Source organism: Solibacillus sp. FSL W7-1436 (assembly GCF_038007305.1).
Lineage (GTDB): Bacteria > Bacillota > Bacilli > Bacillales_A > Planococcaceae > Solibacillus.
The window spans coordinates 1,144,677-1,163,937 of record NZ_JBBOWV010000001.1 but is presented as its reverse complement, the minus strand read 5'-3'; the positions used below and the strand labels follow the sequence as shown (position 1 = coordinate 1,163,937).

Genomic DNA, 19,261 nt, shown 5'->3' with positions numbered 1-19,261 from the left:
AATTCATAATGCAAACTATATATGTCATTATGTAATTTATTTTAGGCAGTTGAAATGAAAAAGCCGCCACTGCTAATTAAAGCAGTCACGGCATATTTTTTGATTATTTTACTAAACCTAGTGAATCGAGCGGATAAAAACGAATGGATGTGGACCCAAGAATATGATCTTTTGAAACTAGACCGATGCGTAGATCTCGGCTGTCACTACTTTTACGGCGGTTATCACCCATAACAAAAAAATACCCGTTCGGAATTTCCGAAACACCAACTAAATTTTCCAGTGTGAAATCGGGAGTTAAATCACCAGGATCGTTAAGAGCAGATTTGTATTCATCCAGATAGGGCTCGTCGATTTCCCGACCATTTATATAAAGCACATCGTCTTTATATTCAATATGATCACCTGGAAGTCCGATAATCCGCTTAATGAAATATTCGCTTTCGAACCCATCGAACACTATGATATCGAATCGATCAAAATCATGAAGCGATTTCCCGATTTTGTTGACGATAATACGGTCTCCGTCCTCATATGTCGGCATCATGGAAGCACCTTTCACATCAATCGGAGTAAAAATAAACGTCCGAATAGCGACAACAAACAAGGCAGTAATTACAATAACTTTAATCCATTCAAAAAGCTCGTTTTTTTCTTTTTGCATTTCTTGAAACCTCCTTAAAAAATCCGGGAGCTTGAAGTCGAAATTATTTTAAAACCCCATGAAGCTTCAGTGCTTCTACAAAAACATCGGCAATATTCAACATGGATTGTTCATCTACATCGAATCTTGGATGGTGATGCGGGTAGACTGCATTGATTTCCGGATTGCCGCCGCCTGTGAAGAAAAACGTGCCGGGCTTTTCCTGTAAATAATAGGTGAAATCTTCTGCTCCCATGCGAGGCGGGGTATTCAATACTTGCAAGTCCGGCAGGTTTATTGAGACCGCTTCGCGAAGCATAGCTGTTTCAGCCGGATGATTATATACGGCGTCATAGCCGCGAGTATAGTTGAAATCAAGCTTGGCACCATACTGAATTTCAATCGCTTTGCATAGGTTATTTAGCTTTTCTTCGACCATATCGCGGATCGCAGGATTGAATGTACGAACAGTCCCTGTTAAATAGGCTTTATCAGGAATGACATTGCCGACTGTGCCACTTTCAATTTTTCCGATTGTAATAACGGCAGATTCAATAGGGTCAGTATTTCTGCTGACAATTGGCTGCACACCAAATACAAACTGAGCCGCAGCAACAATCGGGTCGATTGTTTCGTGAGGTGATGCACCATGTCCGCCCTTACCTTGAATAGTGAGTTCAAAAAAATCGGCCGCTGCCATTGCATAGCCTTCACAAAACAGAACAGTGCCTAATTCACTCCAGGATGAAACATGGGAACCGTATACATAGTCGACACCATCAAGACAACCTGCTTCTACCATTGCCTTTGCACCACCTGGTACTACTTCTTCCGCAAATTGGTGGATAAATACGACATTCCCATGAAGTACGTCACGAATATCAGCAAGTGATTTTGCCAAACCGAGCAGTGCGGCTGTATGGATATCATGACCACAAGCGTGGCTTACTCCATCGACTTTCGATTTGTAAGGCACTACTTTTTCATCTTGAATCGGTAGTGCGTCAAAATCTGCACGGAATGCAATTGTCGGTCCATCAAAAGCACCTTTCAAATAGCCTACAACCCCATTACCGCCAACATTTTCTTTCACATCAATCCCATAAAGTCGAAGCTTTTCGGCAACGAGTTTTGGTGTATTAACTTCTTTAAATGAAAGCTCCGGATACATATGCAGATGTCTTCGGATTTCGACCATGTCCTCATAGTTTGCTTGCAGGTTCTCTTTTACGCTCATCTTCTCCACCCCTGAAAATTTAGTCGTTATTCAATGCTTCCCATTCTTCTCTAAGTAGTCCCATGCGAATCGAGTCATAATAATGCCCCTCGTAATAGCGAACTTTACGGATTCGTGCTTCTAGCTGCATCCCCAATTTTTCGCCAACACGAATCATGCGTTCATTGCCTGACCATGTCGTGAAACCAATACGCACTAATGGCATTGTATGAAATAAATGTGCAATCCATAATTTTAGGGCCCGTGTTCCAATCCCTTTTCCCCACGATTGTCCTTCATGCAGAACTATACCTATTTCGATCCACTTTGACGGTTCGTGTTCCCAGTAGTATGAAATAATTCCGCGAACAACCCCGGATACTTCAATTACCCACATGCTTTCATCGCCGATCCAATCCTGCTTTGTCAGGATAAATTGTTCGTAAGGAATCGCTCTATGCGGATAATACGGCGCATCCCATTTTTTCCATTCGGGCTGCTCATCTTTATAAATCAGCTCCCATAAACGTTTCATATCTTGTTCGATAATTGGTCGGATGATTAGTTCCTGATCTGTATACATCGCTTTCCTCTTTTCAAATAATTTTTTATTCATTTTTGATTGAAAAGAGTGAAGAGATTACTTTTCAATCACTTTCGTAAATGTTTTCATTTTTATCAATCCTTTCAATGGAAATTACTATTATTTTATCAGAATATTCCGGTAGATGTAGGGGTGATGAACATTTAATAGAGTAAACTAATAATAGGTTTCCAGTAATTTCAGATCACAAAGTATCTGAAAAAAAGAGAAAAAGTAAAAAATATTAAGAAATAGTCGAAATTATCTAAAAGAACTACCAAAATCATTTACTAAGAACTATAATTATGGATTAAAGAATGCATTTTTTAGAAAGTACGTTAGAAAAGAATCACTAAATAGAAGTTGGTGGATAGATAGTGAAAGCAGAAGATACAAATGTGCTAAGTTCAATGCAGCTGACGGTAGAGGAACTACAAAATATTAAAGTTGCGTTAGACGAGTCGTCCATTTTGGCTGTTACAGATCAACGAGGCATTATCACAATGGTAAATGACCGATTTTGTAAAATTTCCAAATATGAACGTTGTGAACTCATTGGTAAAGATCACCGACTTTTAAATTCAGGCTATCACCCAAAAACTTTTTTTAAGGAAATGTGGCGCACGATAGGTTCTGGCAAGACATGGCATGGAGAGGTATGCAACCGCACAAAGGATGGTTCAACATACTGGGTACAGACAACGATTGTGCCTTTTTTGAATGAAAAAGGAAAGCCTTATCAGTATATTTCGATTCGTACAGATATTACCGCCCAAAAGAAAATTGGGGAAATGATACATATTGCACACCATGATGATTTAACAGGACTTCCAAATCGCCGGATGTTGCTTAATGATTTGAAAACGCTGATCGAAGTTGAGCAACAGCCATTTTCACTTATGTTATTTGACGTGAACCGGTTTAAAAATATTAATGATGGCTTAGGACATCGGGTTGGAGATATGTTTTTAGTAGAAATTGCGGATCGGACAAAAATGTTAAAAAGTCCGCTTATGACTTTTTACCGTTTAAGTGGAGATGAATTCATCTGTATATTAAGAGATGCAGCACTGCTGGAAAGCGCTGCAGAAGATATACAAGCACTGTTTAAACACCAATTCAATTTAAATAATCATGCGTTTTATGCATCGATCAGTATTGGAGCGGTAAATTACCCGGATCATGGCCATTCAGCACAAGACATATTAAAATATGCGGATATTGCGATGTATGAGGCGAAAAAAAGCAATAATAAAGGTTTTGTTCTTTATAAAAAACAACAGCGCTTTTCACATAACCAGCTGCTGACATTGGAAACAAAGTTACATGATGCCATTAAAAATCAGGCATTTGAACTGTATTATCAACCGAAAGTAAATCTTCAAACGAATAAAATTGAAGGGATGGAGGCACTAATCCGCTGGTTTGACGATGAGCTTGGTTTCGTGCCACCGGATCAGTTCATCCCGTTTGCAGAAGATTTTGGACTGATCTGTGATATTAGTGAATGGGTTATTGCGAAAGCCGGCCGCCAAGTAACAGAGTGGAATAAACAATATAATTTAAATCTTCGTGTGGCGGTTAATATTTCTCCAAGTCATTTAAAGGCAGATAATTTTATTGAGCGGTTAAATCAGATTTTGCAGCAGCATGAAATTTCACCAGGCGCACTGGAAATCGAGATAACCGAAATGAGTTTTTTAGATCAAAATTCAGATTTACTCCATACAATCAAGCGATTAAATGAAATGGATATTACGCTGGCTATTGATGACTTCGGGACAGGCTATTCCTCATTAAGCTACCTGAAGAAATTCCCGGTAGACCTATTGAAAATCGACCGTTCGTTCATTCATGAGATGTATAAAAACAATGCAGATATTGCCATGGTTTCCGCGATGATTTCTTTGGCCCGGGCACTTAATTTAAAAGTAGGGGCGGAAGGTGTCGAGGAACATGAAGACTTACATCTGTTACGGGAGTTTGACTGTGAATTTGTACAGGGTTACTACTATAGCCGTCCATTGACGATGGTTGATTTTTCTCGACGTTTAAGTGAAAAGGGGATTTTCGTGTGAAAAATCCACGCAGATTGAATATTCAATTTGCGTGGACTTTTTTATGATTTGACTGTGATGCTTGGATTGATTTCAAGAAGCTTTTTTACAAATAGCTCCTTGTCCTTTGGAGAGACAAGAATGATTTGAATATGCGGATCAAAGGTAATTTCAATCCGGTCGATCGACATAGCCGGAGCCGATAGAGGATTTTTTGATGGACGTAAGCTTCGTATTTGTTTGATTGGGATTCGCTTTTTATAAATTCCCCCGTAAACGATGAGTTCATCATTTTCGATGACATATTTTGTACCAAAAAACAGTATGCATAATAAGACAATCATGAATGCTGTAACAAGCAGCAAGACAGCACTTGGCTCCGTAATGACCCCGTATATCATCGAGATCGGCACAAAAATAAATATAATTGCCATCCAAATATCCACCTTGGATTTAAAAACCATGAAAAAGCCCCCCTTCTACTTATAGCTTATAACAAAGAGGGGAAATTTAATAATACAATTCCAGCAACAAAGTTTTAATGGTTATTTAATTCCATATTTTCGGTCCAATGTTACAAGACGCGCATCGTCATTCGGGCGGTTCATGACTAAATCGGCAAGAATTTGTGAGCCAAGCATACTATAAACCGTGCCATTACCTCCAAATCCGAGCAGATAATAGTGATTCGGCTGTTTTGGATGCTGTCCGATAAAAGGAAGATGATCTAATGACTCGCCGAAGGAAGCGCAATATTTATAAGGGGCATGAAAAGTTTCTCCAGGCAGTAATTCATGAAGTTTATCTAACAGCACATTTGCCATTGCTTCCACTTTTGTTTCGTGTTTGGCAGGATCTGCTTTCTTTTCGTCCAATCCTCCGATTATAACGCGGTGATCCGTAGTTTTTCGCATATATAAATAAGGGCGGGCAGTTTCCCAAATGAGTGCATTTTCGTACCAGCCTTCAAAGCGAGGTTTTTGCTCTGTCACAATCGCATATGAGCGGTTAATGTCAGCCCCCTTCATTTTTCCATAAGGAAGCCGATCGTAGCCGGTCGTATATACAATACGGGATGTTTTAAAGATTCCGTTCATTGTGTGCAAGGTGATTTCATTTCCCTCATCCTCAATAATATTGGCATACGTATTCTCAAATAAATCCAGCCCTTTAGCGATAAGCTGCTCAGTTAATGAAACAACGAATTTGTAAGGATTCATTTCCGCGTCGTTTTTTGTGTACAAAGCAGCAGGCGCTTTAAAAGGCAAGCGCTTTTCTACGATAAGTTCATTCCAAAATTCAGCAGGGAATCCGTTCTTCACCAACATTTCACATTCTTTTTCAAGCTTTGAAACATCTTTTTTTTCGCTGGCAAAGCAAATGCTTGGACGTCGTATGAAATCAGCCTGATCTTTTAGAGATTGTGCGATTTTTTCAATCTGGTCAACTGCTTCAAAGCAAAGTTTATAAAAACGTACAGCGTCCTCTTCTCCGATTAAATCACTTAGTTCATGTAATTGAATATCATTTGAATATTGAAGTAGTCCTGTATTGGCGGAAGTACTGCCGGAACCGAGCGCGTTACGTTCTAAAACGGCTACCGTTAAACCTTCTTCAATTAGGGCTTTTGCAGTCAATATTCCGCTCATTCCGGCACCTACGATAATTGCATCATAATGAGGTTTGATTGGTGGGTTTGTGTGTGGTTCTTTTAAAAGCGTTGTTGGCCAGAACAATAAACCATTGTGTAACTCCATAAATAGTCCCCCTTGTGTTTTCAAAAGAATATTTCCCGCTCCTTTCTGTTTCTAATCCTGAAATTTTTAATAACTTAATTTTGGGGTAAAGGGGGAAGAATTGAATTTAGGAGGAGGGGTATGATGGATCCTTATATTTTCGGATTTTTCACGATTGCCTATATTGCCATCTTCGTCTGGGGAATGGCAAAACATAAAAAAACGGCATCCGCCATTTTGTTTTTAGTGATTGCCGCTCTTATTTATGATAATGCAATATTAGCGCTGGGCCATGTCATCGGGGAGGGAGACCTTCTTGAAACACTCAGCTATGGCCGTTTTTGGCTCCACGCTATATTTACACCGACATTAATACTTTTTTCGCTGTTTGTCATGAAAGAGGCAAACCTTCATTTTGCCTTTAAGAGTTGGGTTTCTGTTACATTTAGCGCTTTATGGATTATTGCCATGATTGTTGAATATTTTGTGGAATTGAGTGGACTGGAGTTAGCCCCGGAGGAATCGTATGGTGTACTTAGCTACAGCACAATAGAAGCATCATCCGGCCCGCCGCCAATGATTCTGATTGTTCTTGTTGCCTTATTGATCGCCGCAATCATGCTTGCATGGAAAAGAAGATGGTGGTGGATGATTGTCGGGACAATCGTTATGACGATCGGTAGCGCATTTCCGATTGATATTGGCAGTGATGCAATTACAAATGCCTTTGAGTTAGTGTTGATTGCGACTCTAATGTGGACAGCCATCCATTTTTCGAATGACAGACCGTATAGAAGGTTTTAACGAATAATGAGGTCGGGACATAACCCAAAAATACTATTTTTCTCTCAGAGAAAAATAGTATTTTTTCGCTAAACGTTAAAATTGATTTCCATTCCGGGACGCTTTCCACGGGCACGGCCTGAGCCTGTAGTCTCAGGCGTCGTGCTGTTCCCGTAGGAGTCGCCCTGCATTCCAATCAATTTCCCAAAATATCCGTTTCTTAATAAAGAGTTGCTTCTTATTCAACGGTAATTCTACTTATGTCCCGACCTCATTTTTTGTACACTACCTTGCAATGAATAGTAGTGTTTGTTACACTATTATATATTAAATAGTAGTGAGGTGAAATAATGAATCCTCAATTTAAAAAAGGCGTGTTGAATTTATGTGTCCTCGCCTTATTGGAAAAGAAAGATATGTATGGATATGAACTTGTTCAGGCAATTTCTACACAAATTGAAATATCAGAAGGTGCAGTATATCCGCTATTGCGCAGATTAACAAAAGACGGTCTATTTACAACATATTTAATGGAGTCAACAGAAGGCCCGCCGCGAAAATATTATCAAATTACCGAACTAGGAATCGAACAACTACAGAGCTTACGTAATGAATGGGAAAGTTTTATTTCAGGTGTAAATACTTTAATTCAAGGGAGCGAATAAAAATGAATGAACAGCAATTTTTGGAATTACTTGATAACCATTTAGCAAAGTTACAGCAGCAGGAAAGAGATGACATCCGCAGAGACTTTGAAGAGTACTTTGAAAACGGCCGGGCAGAAGGAAAAACGACAGAAGAAATTATAAAATCATTCGGAAGTGTTGAAGAACTGGCAGAGGAGCTCCTTGCTTCATATGATGAAGAAGACTTCTTGGAAAATGTTGCGGTTGTAAAAAATGAAAAGCCGATTCCTTATCAAAATGTAGAAATTGAAGCTGACGGTGTAAATGTTGTAATTGTTCCAACGGATGATGACGAGGCTCTTATTGAAACAAAGGATAGGGATCAATTGACAGAAGCAACGATGCAAATAAAAGATGATACCCTATTCATCTCTATAAAGCGTCAGGAACAGGTCCGCCGTTTTTGGTTTATTACGATAATAGGAACGATCAATACAATAGATACAGTTATTTATCTGCCTAAAAAGCAGTATGAAAAGCTTGTGATTCATAATGACAATGGACGGATTAAGGTTTCCGAAACAATCGCACAGCAATTTTATCTGGCATCAGATAATGGCCGTATTTTAACAGACAATATTCAGGGGGAAGTTCTTGATGCGCACTCAGCTAACGGACGGGTGGTGCTTACAGAAACCAACATCGCACGCGTTAAAGCCAGCTCCAATAATGGCCGGATTATCGCAGAAGATGTGACGGGAAAAGAGCTTCGGTTAGAGTCAGATAATGGACGTGTCGAGATAAAGAATGTATTAGGTAAAATCAATGCGCAGTCACGAAATGGCCGGATTGTTGCACAGTTAAAAACTGTTGAATCACCATTGAAATTTGAGTCAGATAATGGCCAAATAATATTGAGTACAGAAGGAAAACTTCAAAATATTGAAATTGATAGTTGGACCGCCTGGGGATCCGTATCTATTTATAATGAAAAAATATCGCATTATTCGCACGGTACTAAAAAAAATACCATACAATTAAAAACAAGCAATGGGAAAATTACGGTTGAGGATCTTTTAGCCCAGTAATCTATGTAAAAGTTAGAAATTCATCGGCACAATCCGTATAATGAAACTAATGATAGTTGAAATGGAGTCGTTAACGATGAAAACATATAGCTTTAGATTATTTGGTGGCTATAAGGTGATGCTAGATAAAACGGATATAACAATTGACTATGCTGGCGAAAAATTTCTGTTTATAAATAAATCTAAACCCCGGATGAAAACTATTTCATACGAAGATATATTAAGAGTCGATTACAAGGAAGCGGGTATGACATTCGGTTATGTGCGTCTTATTACAACCGAAAATGCTCCATACGTAAGCAGTACGTATGTTGCCCAGCATGATGAAAACGCCTGGATGGTCGAAAAAGATGAAATTAGTTTTTTAAACGAAGTATTGGATATACTGAAAAAGCGCTGTAAAAATATACAGTTCGTTCAATTGAAAGCTTAAAATTAAAAAAAAGTGCTGCGAAGTTTTCTTCGGAGCACTTTTTGCTTTAAACCATTTGCATTTTTGACCAAAGCTGTTTGTAGTAGGAATGGGAGTCAATAAGCTCCGCGTGTGTACCTTCGCCTGACAGCTGACCGTCTTCAAACAGTAAAATCTGATCGGCGTTAGTAATTGTAGAGAGGCGATGTGCAATAATGATGGTCGTCCGGTTTTGCATTAAAGTCTGTAATGCAAGCTGGACTTCACGTTCGGATTCATTGTCCAAATTAGATGTTGCTTCATCAAGCAGTAATATTTGGGGATTACGTAAAATTGCACGGGCAATCGCAATCCGCTGCTTTTGTCCTCCCGACAGTTTAATCCCGCCTTCTCCAACTTCTGTTTCGATCCCTTGTTCAAGTGCCATCACAAAATCATAGGCATAGGCGGCCTTCAATGCTGCCATTACTTGTTCGTCTGTCGCTTCGTTTTGACCATAAAGAACATTTTCGCGGATTGAACCATTCATAAGGGGGGCGTCCTGCGTCACATAGCCAAACAATTTCCGCCATTCATATAAATCATACTGTTCAATATTTGTCGATCCATATAAAATCTTGCCTTCTGTCACATCATAGAAGCGTTCGATTAATGAAAACATCGTCGTTTTCCCGCCGCCACTACTGCTTACAAATGCGGTTGTTTTACCGGAGGGGATCGTAAAGTTCATCCCTTTTAAAATAGGCTGTTCGGCATAATGAAATTTTACATCCTGAAAAATGATATTTTGTGCCGCCGCAGGAATTGAAAGACCGGATATTTTTTCGGTTGCCTGAGCAATGATCGATTGAATACGTTCTGTTGCACCAAGTGCTTTCTGTAAGGCAGTGAAAAAAGTAGCCATTTGTGTAAAGGGGATGATGATTTGCACAAGGTAAATCATAATCGCAACAAGTTCCCCGGAAGAAATTGCTCCTGAAGATACTTGGGTTCCCCCATATCCGAATAAAAGAATCAGTACAATCATCATGATGAGCGTCATAATCGGTGATAAAATAGCAAGTATTTTCGCTTCTTTTAAACCAAATCGGTAAAGCTGCTCAATCCGGTTTTCACCCCGTTCTTTTTCCAATGTTTCAGTTTGCGAAGATTTTACAAGGCGGATATTTGATAATACCCGTCCAAGATGTCCACTGAATGAAGCGAGTTCATCCTGATTGGCTTTGGCGATTTTGTGCATTTTTTGTCCAAGTGGTAATGTAACAAAAATCGCAAGCGGAACGGCTATTAACATAAGAAGTGTCATTTTCCAGTCGATCCAAAGTAGAATTGCAATCGCACCGATTATAGAGAAAATCCCCGATACAAAGCTGACAAGATGATTTGTTACAAGTTCTTTTACGACACTTGTATCTTGTGTAATACGGCTCATCGTCTCCCCGGATTCATGGGCATCAAAGTAAGGGGTTTTTAAATGTAGAATATGCTGCCAAAGTGTATTTCGTAAATTCGCGACAATCCTTTCTCCGAGCATGCGCATGAGAAAATAAGTCAAACCACTAAGAACCGCCTGTATGACTAAAATTAGAGCAACGGCAGTGACCGCTGTCCAAGCAAAACCTGTAGTGGAAAAATCGTTGATCATATTCATCGTAAATAACGGTACGGCAAGTGAAGCGAGTGTTTCGATAATACTTAATACAAAAACAACAATAACGAGCTTTTTGGGAAATTTGCTTTTTTTGATGAGTTCCCATAATTGCTTCAGCTGAACGTTCATGTAATAACCCCCTCTAATATTTTCAATCGTACAGCTTGTTCCAAGAGCCAATTTTCTTCTTCTACAGAAAGCGGGATTGTAAATAACCAGTTATCAAAATCAATATTTGGATGTTTCTCGAATTCCTGCGCTAAACTTTTCGTTAATTCTTGCGGAATAATGGAAAATAACTGTTCAATCAGTCGTTTTAGTTCCCGGTCCTCCGGCGGATGCAGGAAAGCCTGTTTTACTTCATAGAGATTTTCAATGTAACGTCGATTAATTTCGATAAAGTTTATATCTAAATAATTGTAGACCTTTTCAATGAGCGGCTCCGGAAGATACTGTCTTAAATAATCCTTCTGGGCATCCTCTGTCAGTAAACTGTGAATGACGAGGAGTAATGTAGTGGGATCAACAGCCGTACTTTCCCGATGAATGTGAATGGCTGTCTCAATCGTTGCAAGCATTTGTCCCAGCTGTTTTTTCTTTTGTAGTAACTGTAACTTTTGATTTTCCAAAGATTCAAGCAGAGAAATATCTTTTTTGAGCAGCTCTTTAATTTCCTCCAAAGAATAATCAAGATATTTGAACGTCACAATCTTCTGGACAGTGATGATATTAGCGTCATTGTAATAGCGCTGTCCGCTTTCAGAAATACGGGCAGGTAATAATAAACCCTTTTCTCCGTAATAACGTAAAGTACGGATTGTAATGCCGGTCTTTTTAGAAAATTCCCCGATTGGATACATATTCCTCACTCCTTATATGTGTAGTATAAAAGCTGACGTAACGTAACATGCAATGAAAAGATTTTAAAAATTTTAAAAGGATAAATTTGTGGTGAAAAAATGTAACAATCTCCTCTGTATTACAAAAAAATAATGTGCAAATTTATCGAAAATTGTCACATTATGTTCCACGTGAAAAAAATTCAACTAAATATGAACCAGTTAATTTAGAAGAAATAATAAAAATTTGTAAAAATCAAAAAATATTAGTGAAATAACATAGAAAAAAATTACAATTAATACTATTATATTTAGAAAGAAAGGGTAAGTGCGTATAGAGATAGATAGGTAAATTTTTATATTATGGGAGGTTATGGAAAATGATAAGCGGGAATATGAAAAGAATGAGGAAAATTTTACTTCAAATTGGAATTATTTTTTTCCTGATAGCGGCAGCAGCAAATACAGGCTATGCCCAAATGTTCTCAGATGTAAAAAATGACTCTAAATTAAATGAAGAACTTACAGTGTTATATAATTTTGGTGGAGTGTTACAATCGCCAAACGATGCATTTCGTGCGGATGATCCAATTACAAGGTATGAAGTAGCTGAGTTTATCGTACGCACACTGCAAATTGATTTAGAAACGAGTACAATTCCTACATATTTAGACATTCCTGCAGAAGATCCGCGTATGCCTGTCATTGCTGCAATAACTCAGCTTGGCATGATGACAGGTTTTGAAGGGAAATTTAATCCGGATGCAAAATTAACGCGTGCACAGGCGGTAAAGATTTTGGTACCTGCTTTTCAGTTAACTGGTCAAGCCGCAATTCCATATACGGATATTGCAAAAAATCATAGTGCCGTCCCTGCAATTCAAGCATTAGCAGCAAATAAAATTGTATACCCGGCAAAAAGTCAAAAATTCTTCCCGAACGATATGATGACCCGCGGAGATTTTGTTTCATATATTGCAAGAATTATTGAGCCGTCATTAAGACCTACTGAACCTGAACAGCCTGTGTTCCAAAGCTGTGTAAAAGAAACGTCGAAAAAGCGTTATGTAGTAGATGTCGCTGTAACGAATCTATGGAATAAACCTAATCAGGCACGTGCTGTGGATTACCCGTCGACAAAAAATCCGGTAGAAATGCAAAAATGGATTTCATCATTAAGTTTGTCACAAAAGAAATGGCTTGTTGGTCGTACAGATACTCAGGCATTGTATGGCGATGAAGTATCATTGCTTGAAACAAAAGGAAAATGGCAACGTGTCGCGGCAAAAGATCAATATGTACCGTATTTAAAGGCAGGTTATCCGGGATGGGTTCCGCAATCTCATATTGTGGCAACGAACAAAAACTATGATGATTGCGGCATTGCAATTATTACTGCTGATAAAACGAATCTATTAGAAAAAGATGCAAAAACAAAATTTTTACAGATTAGCTACGCAACTATTTTGCCGGTAATTGATGAGACGGCAAAATATTATTATGTGGAGACACCGGGTGATGGGGTTAAGCTGCTAAAGAAAAGTGCAGCAAAATCGTATGATGATTATAGTGACGTTCCAAAACCGACAGCTGCTACAATCATAAAAGAAGCGAAGCGTTATTTGGGATTACCGTATCTTTGGGCAGGGACCTCTTCATGGGGATATGACTGCTCGGGAATTTTATATGGGGTATTCCGTACACACGGCATCATGATTCCGAGGGATTCATTCTACCAGGCAACAGGCGGTAAGGCTGTTGCGAAGAAAAACTTAAAGCCGGGAGACCTTGTATTCTTTGCGTATAATGGCGGCAAAGGGAAAGTGTACCATGTCGGCCTTTATATTGGTGACGGTAAAATGTTACATGCACCTCACTACGCATCAAAAGTGAAAATCGAATCAATGAATAGCGGTGTTTACAAAAAGAACTATTCGGGTGCAAGACGTTATTTATAAAAGGTCAAGAGTATTTAACTTACATGATAAAATATTTAGTGTATTGTTAGGAGAAAGTTGGGTATATGTAAGAAATGAAGGAATTTTAATAAGGAGGCATATTTTATGAATCCGTGGTTAATAGCAGCCCTCGTTATCCTGGGAATTGCTGTAGTTCTGTTAATTGTCTGTATTATTGTAGTAATCGGACCAATAAAAAAGGTCGTTACAGTACTGATGGCACATGCTGAAGGAATTAAAAAACAGCTGAATCCTATTCAAACCGAAACAGCGAAATTATCAACAACAGTCAATCATTTGATGGCAGATATCGAATATAAAAAAGAATCTGTCCAGTCCGTCATTCAATCGGTCAAAAATACAGGTGAAGTATTGGACCAAGTGAGTGATGTGTCACACGATGCGACTGTGAAGGTTATGAAGAAAGCGAACAACGATCCTCAACGACAAGCTGAGGTGGAACGTTGGACCAATACGGCGATGGGTATTATTCAGAGAAAAGCATAACGAGAAAAGGGATGTACAGATTTTTTGTACATTCCTTTTTTATTTGGTCAAAATGAAGAGGATAAACATTAAAAATAAACATGGTTTTATATGTAAGCGGTATTATTCTGTACTAGAACAGAACTTGCTGGCTTATCTTCTATTCTTCTGTTTTTTGTTTAATTCATCATTTTCAACGTATTCATAAATTGTTCAAACAAATCAGATAAATTGTGAACGCATTGTGAAAAGAGGGTTTAGGGGGTTTCTTTTTTGTTTAAATGGAGTAAAATAGAAAACAGGAAATGTGTTATATAACAAACTGCAACTGTCACGGGAAAATCGACTATTTATAATACAGTTTTATAAAAAAGGAGAAATGAAACATGTGGGTAGTAACAGTATTTAATGATATAAACGATATTCGTATATTTGAATATACGACGAAAATTGAAGCAACATCAAAATTGGAAAAGTATAAAAACGCAATCTTATCCTATACAAAATAAAAACGAAAAGGAGCGGTAAAACATGTGGGTAGTAACAGTGTTCAATAATCCAAATGACATTCGTATGTTCGAATACACAACGAAAAGCGAGGCTGCTGCATTTTTAGCGAAGTATAAAAATGCTGTCCTGTCGTTTACAAACTAGTTAAAGAAAGGTCTATGCAGGAAGTGAAAGCTTTCTGCATAGACCTTTTTATATTTGGAGGGAAATACCGAGAGTAGACAGATACGCTTTTCTCGTTTATTTGATTGTAGGAACCTTAAACGAGAATGGCAACTCTTAGAGAAATTTCTGGATACCTGATATAAGGGATGAAGAGAAAGTTATAATTATAATAACTATACTTCACTAAAATGAATATACAAAAATAGTGTTTTAAAGACATGATGATGATTTAAAGTAGTTTTTTTATGCATTTTAATCTCTGCGCCTTTATTGTGCGACACAAATGTGCGGTTTATTGTAGAAGTATTTGTTGAATTTAACTCTTCGAAGGTTGACGAAATATAGCTAATGTAAGATAATTTTGGATGGTAATAATAATTATTTTATAATAATTATTTCATTGATCTTTATATAGGAGGAATTTTAAAATGGCATTAATCGGTAAAGAAATCGCACCATTCGCTGCGAAAGCATTCCAAAAAGGTGAATTCATTGACGTAACTTCAGAAAACTTCAAAGGACAATGGTCAGTAGTATGCTTCTACCCAGCAGACTTCACATTCGTTTGCCCAACTGAGTTAGAAGACTTACAAAACGAATATGCTACTTTAAAATCTTTAGGAGTAGAAGTTTACTCAGTATCGACTGATACACACTTCACTCATAAAGCATGGCATGATACTTCTGAAGCAATCGGTAAAATTGAGTACATCATGATTGGTGACCCATCTCATACAATTTCTAAGGCATTTGATGTGTTAAATGAAGAAGATGGTTTAGCTGAGCGCGGTACATTCATCATCGATCCAGACGGCGTTGTACAAGCATTAGAAATCAATGCTGGCGGTATCGGCCGTGACGCTTCAATTTTAGTGAATAAAATTAAAGCGGCTCAATATGTACGTAACAATCCAGGTGAAGTTTGCCCGGCTAAATGGGAAGAAGGCGGAGAAACGTTAACGCCAAGCTTAGATCTAGTAGGTAAAATCTAAACTGAGTAGTAAATAACAAACAGTAAGCGACAAAAACAACCGTTACGGCTAAGTTTTTGTCGCTCTGTTTTTAACTAGGGGAAAAAGGTAAGCTCTCTATCTTTTAAATTTAATATGAAAGAGGTGAAAGGCTGGCTGTATTTGAGGGAGAATGGCCGCTTATTTTTCGGGAGGGAATGATAAGAGGTATTCATACAGCAGCTTATGCAGTGTTAGATAATCAGATTAAAGCGCAATTACAGCAGTATTTATCGATGCTCGAAGGTGATTTATTAATTAAAGTGAGTGTTAATGACGATAAAACATCGCAGGAAATGCTCAATTTAGTTGAAGAACTGGAAAAGATGTCGCCTCGTATTACAGTGCAACACGCATTATTAGAACGTACACCGAGTTTCAGTATTAATAAAGTAGGTGAAGGGGACTCCGGTATTACATTTGCCGGGTTACCACTAGGCCATGAATTTACATCATTAGTTTTAGCGCTATTACAAGTTTCTGGTCGTGCACCAAAAATCGATGCAGCGGTTGTAAAACGTATTCAGGCGATTAAGCAGCCATTGAAGTTTGAAACGTACGTAAGTCTTACTTGTCACAACTGTCCGGATGTTGTGCAGGCATTAAACATTATGGCGGTTTTAAATCCGAACATCTCGAACGTGATGATCGAAGGTGGGGCATTCCAGGCTGAAATTAAAGATCGAGATATTATGGCAGTGCCTACTGTATATCTAAACGGCGAAAACTTCGGTGGCGGCCGGATGGAGCTGGAAGATATTTTAACGAAGTTAGGTGAAGTATCGGACGGATCGGAATTTGCAGATAAGGAAGTTTTTGATGTATTGGTAGTAGGTGGCGGTCCGGCAGGTTCTGCGGCTGCTATTTATTCAGCGCGTAAAGGAATCCGTACAGGTATCGTAGCAGAGCGCTTCGGTGGTCAGGTTAACGATACGTTATCAATTGAAAATATTATCGGGACAAAGGCTACAGAAGGTCCTGCATTTGTCTCAAGCTTAGAAGCGCATGTATTGGACTATGAAATCGATGTGATGAAATCACAACGTGCAGCAAAAATCGAGAAGAAAGATTTAATCGAAGTGACGTTGGAAAATGGCGCGGTGTTAAAAGGGAAAACAGTTATCCTTTCCACAGGGGCCCGCTATCGTCAACTCGAGGTACCTGGTGAGGAAGAATTTAAAAATAAAGGTGTTGCGTATTGCCCGCATTGCGACGGCCCGATTTTCAAAGGGAAAGATGTTGCAGTGATCGGTGGCGGTAACTCCGGTGTAGAAGCGGCAATCGACTTAGCGGGTATTGTAAACCGTGTTACGTTAATCCAACGTAACGGTGAGTTGAAGGCGGATAAAGTGTTGCAAGAGCGCGTTCGCAGTCTGAAAAACGTAACTGTTATTACAAATGCTTTAACTACTGAAATTACAGGTACTGATAAAGTAAATGGCTTAACGTATAAAGACGTTGTGACAGGTGAAGAAAAGCATATCGAAGTACAAGGTGTATTCGTTCAAATTGGTCTATTGCCAAATACAGAGTTCCTTGAAGGGACTGTAGAAATGAATGCGCATGGTGAAATTGTTATAGATAAGCACGGTGCAACCAATATTCCGGGAGTTTTTGCTGCTGGCGATTGCACAGACACAGTGTACAAGCAAATTGTCATTTCAATGGGGTCTGGGGCAACAGCTGCTTTAGGGGCATTTGACTATATGATCCGTAATGTTGATTCACGTGAATTTGTGAAAGCATAATAGAAAAATCCGTTGTACGTAGAAATCGTACAACGGATTTTTTTAGGTTAGAATAGTGGTAATTAAATCAAAATTAACAGGAGTTGGCGGGAATGGTGAAAAGGGAGAGAACATTGCGTATTTGTCCAATGGGACACCGGTATTATAAAAGTACAGATTGTGGGACTTGCCCTAAATGTGAGCTAGAGAAAAAGCCTTCGGAAGGTTTCTTATCTCGTTTATCCTCACCTGCACGTAATGCACTGATGAATGCAGGTATAACCGAGCTGGAGCATCTTGCTGAATTTACGGAAAAAGAAATTATGCAATTGCATGGAATCGGACCTTCTTCATTGCCAGTATTAAAACATGCGATGGCGGAGAAAAATATTAACTTTAAAAAATGAATAAGTTCTTGTTTAAAAGTAAAAGTGTAACCCTCTCCACTTTCGGGTAAAAGATAAGAGACTATTCGAAAGGGAGGTTTTTATAAATGAAAGACGATAAAATCAAACATAAAAAACTCGACAATCCAGATTTATTGAATACCGAAAACGAAAGCATTTTCGATATAGATGAGGAAATGAAATTTGTGGATCCGATTCCGGTGGAAGAATTGAACGATCAAGTAAAAGATGAAAAATATCGTGCGAACACAAAAACTACTTCAGGCAGTGAACGTAAAAACCAGCCGGACGAAACGAAAGATAAATAATTTACAATTACAGTTCAAAGATTGGCCATTTTGCAAATCAGGCAAAGTGGTCAATTTTTGCTTTTCGGAAACAATAAGAAAAAGCTCGCTGTGCTAGAAGTACGGCGAGCTCAGTATTGAATAATGCTAAAGATTAGCGGGAGGAAGAATATCATCAATTGTTCTTGCTAATTTTAATGCTTTTAATTGGAACTGTTCATAAAAAGCTTCTGTCCCTGCACCACCGATATAAAAAGAAATATGCTCATGAACTTGTGCCAATTTTTCCAGTGTATGAATGGATTGGGCAAATTCATTGTAAGCGATCTCGGTAGATCCTGTCAGCAAAACAATTGCTGGCTTCTTCAAGGCGATAGCGGATTGGATCGCTGTTGGAGCGGGTGAAGGTCCAAGCATCAATGTGCGGTAACCCCGCAACATACATTGGATAAGCAGAATTTGCATAGGGATTTCATGTCTTTCTCCAGGTAGACAGCTTCCTAATGCGAGTGGTGCATCGTCCGGAACATAAAAATGTCGACGAAGGTGGCTTAAAAAGTCACGCACTGTTTGACTGCTTATTGCTTCTTGGTATTCACCCCAGGCTTTTTCGCACCAAAGCTGTCCAACTTCATGGAGGAAGGGAACGACGATGTCTTTAATTAGTTTCTCAACACCAAATTTATGATGAGCCTGTTCGAGCAAATGCAAAATTTTATGCTCATTCGCTTCGGTGCCGGCTTGAATTAGCGCTTTGTGGAAGAATGATACAGGATCTTCTTCCGGTATATCCTTATTTTTAATATAGTGATCTACCGCTTGTTTGATTGTCATACCGCTATTAACGTATTGTTTCAGCTGCAATAACGTTTGAACTTCATCTTCCGTATATATGCGGTAGCCATTGTCTAATCTGCCAGGTTGAATAATCTGGTAGCGATCTTCCCATTTTCGGATCAGTTGTTTAGAAAGATTCGTTAAGTTAGATACTTGTTGTATCGAGTAAGTTTTTTTAGTCATATTTTACCACCTCCTAAAAGAATCCTTGTTAAACTCTATTCAACCGAAAAAGAAAGT

General features: G+C 38.6%; 21 protein-coding genes. 13 read left to right on the top strand and 8 right to left on the bottom strand.

Annotated elements, in window-relative coordinates; all coding sequences use genetic code 11:
* Window positions 1–103: 103 nt before the first annotated feature.
* The 3 genes from lepB to MKX73_RS05815 are packed head-to-tail and all read right to left on the bottom strand — an operon-like array spanning window position 104 to window position 2,442.
* Complete coding sequence (lepB, locus tag MKX73_RS05825) at window positions 104–664, bottom strand: signal peptidase I (RefSeq protein WP_340716678.1); 561 nt, start codon at window positions 662–664, stop codon at window positions 104–106.
* Between the two features lie 43 nt (window positions 665–707).
* Complete coding sequence (locus MKX73_RS05820; RefSeq protein ID WP_340716677.1) at window positions 708–1,880, bottom strand: M20 metallopeptidase family protein; 1,173 nt, start codon at window positions 1,878–1,880, stop codon at window positions 708–710.
* A 19-nt stretch (window positions 1,881–1,899) separates the two neighbouring features.
* Entirely contained in the window at window positions 1,900–2,442 is a 543-nt protein-coding gene (locus tag MKX73_RS05815) for a GNAT family N-acetyltransferase (RefSeq protein WP_340716676.1), read from the bottom strand.
* Between the two features lie 410 nt (window positions 2,443–2,852).
* Here MKX73_RS05815 and MKX73_RS05810 point away from each other — a divergent pair, with 410 nt between their 5' ends.
* The gene (locus tag MKX73_RS05810; protein ID WP_445783323.1) at window positions 2,853–4,520 is read left to right on the top strand and encodes a sensor domain-containing protein; all 1,668 of its coding nucleotides are present in this window, start codon (window positions 2,853–2,855) and stop codon (window positions 4,518–4,520) included.
* A gap of 41 nt (window positions 4,521–4,561) precedes the next feature.
* Here MKX73_RS05810 and MKX73_RS05805 read toward each other — a convergent pair whose 3' ends face one another.
* Complete coding sequence (locus MKX73_RS05805) at window positions 4,562–4,963, bottom strand: PH domain-containing protein (RefSeq protein WP_340716674.1); 402 nt, start codon at window positions 4,961–4,963, stop codon at window positions 4,562–4,564.
* Between the two features lie 81 nt (window positions 4,964–5,044).
* The gene (locus tag MKX73_RS05800; protein WP_340716673.1) at window positions 5,045–6,256 is read right to left on the bottom strand and encodes an NAD(P)/FAD-dependent oxidoreductase; all 1,212 of its coding nucleotides are present in this window, start codon (window positions 6,254–6,256) and stop codon (window positions 5,045–5,047) included.
* A gap of 120 nt (window positions 6,257–6,376) precedes the next feature.
* On the opposite strand from MKX73_RS05800, the gene MKX73_RS05795 reads away from it, so the two are divergent.
* The 4 genes from MKX73_RS05795 (at window position 6,377) to MKX73_RS05780 (ending at window position 9,165) form a co-directional block, all read left to right on the top strand.
* A complete protein-coding gene (locus MKX73_RS05795; RefSeq protein ID WP_340716672.1) occupies window positions 6,377–7,039 on the top strand; it encodes a phospholipid phosphatase in 663 nt (220 codons plus the stop codon).
* Between the two features lie 329 nt (window positions 7,040–7,368).
* Window positions 7,369–7,683: a PadR family transcriptional regulator gene (locus MKX73_RS05790; protein WP_339174242.1), complete on the top strand. Its 315-nt coding sequence runs from the start codon at window positions 7,369–7,371 to the stop codon at window positions 7,681–7,683.
* A 2-nt stretch (window positions 7,684–7,685) separates the two neighbouring features.
* Window positions 7,686–8,732: a DUF4097 family beta strand repeat-containing protein gene (locus MKX73_RS05785; protein ID WP_340716671.1), complete on the top strand. Its 1,047-nt coding sequence runs from the start codon at window positions 7,686–7,688 to the stop codon at window positions 8,730–8,732.
* 76 nt (window positions 8,733–8,808) lie between these two features.
* Entirely contained in the window at window positions 8,809–9,165 is a 357-nt protein-coding gene (locus MKX73_RS05780; RefSeq protein ID WP_340716670.1) for a hypothetical protein, read from the top strand.
* Between the two features lie 46 nt (window positions 9,166–9,211).
* Here the strand turns inward: MKX73_RS05780 and MKX73_RS05775 are convergent, their stop codons facing one another.
* Entirely contained in the window at window positions 9,212–10,924 is a 1,713-nt protein-coding gene (locus MKX73_RS05775) for an ABC transporter ATP-binding protein (protein ID WP_340716669.1), read from the bottom strand.
* The gene (locus MKX73_RS05770; protein ID WP_340716668.1) at window positions 10,921–11,655 is read right to left on the bottom strand and encodes a MerR family transcriptional regulator; all 735 of its coding nucleotides are present in this window, start codon (window positions 11,653–11,655) and stop codon (window positions 10,921–10,923) included. Before MKX73_RS05770 ends, MKX73_RS05775 begins: the two co-directional genes overlap by 4 nt.
* Before the next feature lie 359 nt (window positions 11,656–12,014).
* Here MKX73_RS05770 and MKX73_RS05765 point away from each other — a divergent pair, with 359 nt between their 5' ends.
* The 8 genes from MKX73_RS05765 (at window position 12,015) to MKX73_RS05730 (ending at window position 18,205) form a co-directional block, all read left to right on the top strand.
* Window positions 12,015–13,592 (top strand): NlpC/P60 family protein, encoded by a 1,578-nt coding sequence (locus MKX73_RS05765; RefSeq protein ID WP_340716667.1) that lies wholly within the window; start codon window positions 12,015–12,017, stop codon window positions 13,590–13,592.
* 105 nt (window positions 13,593–13,697) lie between these two features.
* Window positions 13,698–14,099: a DUF948 domain-containing protein gene (locus MKX73_RS05760; RefSeq protein ID WP_340716666.1), complete on the top strand. Its 402-nt coding sequence runs from the start codon at window positions 13,698–13,700 to the stop codon at window positions 14,097–14,099.
* Window positions 14,100–14,464: 365 nt separating this feature from the next.
* A complete protein-coding gene (locus tag MKX73_RS05755; RefSeq protein ID WP_285848962.1) occupies window positions 14,465–14,587 on the top strand; it encodes a hypothetical protein in 123 nt (40 codons plus the stop codon).
* A gap of 22 nt (window positions 14,588–14,609) precedes the next feature.
* On the top strand, window positions 14,610–14,732 hold the full coding sequence (locus MKX73_RS05750) for a hypothetical protein (RefSeq protein WP_008405892.1): 123 nt from the start codon (window positions 14,610–14,612) through the stop codon (window positions 14,730–14,732).
* Between the two features lie 449 nt (window positions 14,733–15,181).
* A complete protein-coding gene (gene ahpC / locus MKX73_RS05745) occupies window positions 15,182–15,745 on the top strand; it encodes an alkyl hydroperoxide reductase subunit C (protein ID WP_087618112.1) in 564 nt (187 codons plus the stop codon).
* Window positions 15,746–15,921: 176 nt separating this feature from the next.
* Complete coding sequence (ahpF, locus tag MKX73_RS05740; protein ID WP_340716665.1) at window positions 15,922–17,511, top strand: alkyl hydroperoxide reductase subunit F; 1,590 nt, start codon at window positions 15,922–15,924, stop codon at window positions 17,509–17,511.
* A gap of 92 nt (window positions 17,512–17,603) precedes the next feature.
* On the top strand, window positions 17,604–17,897 hold the full coding sequence (locus MKX73_RS05735) for a hypothetical protein (RefSeq protein WP_445783305.1): 294 nt from the start codon (window positions 17,604–17,606) through the stop codon (window positions 17,895–17,897).
* A gap of 86 nt (window positions 17,898–17,983) precedes the next feature.
* Window positions 17,984–18,205 (top strand): hypothetical protein, encoded by a 222-nt coding sequence (locus tag MKX73_RS05730; RefSeq protein WP_340716664.1) that lies wholly within the window; start codon window positions 17,984–17,986, stop codon window positions 18,203–18,205.
* A gap of 126 nt (window positions 18,206–18,331) precedes the next feature.
* Here MKX73_RS05730 and MKX73_RS05725 read toward each other — a convergent pair whose 3' ends face one another.
* Window positions 18,332–19,204, bottom strand: coding sequence for a MerR family transcriptional regulator (locus tag MKX73_RS05725; RefSeq protein ID WP_340716663.1), 873 nt, complete (start codon window positions 19,202–19,204; stop codon window positions 18,332–18,334).
* Between the last annotated feature and the right edge of the window lie 57 nt (window positions 19,205–19,261).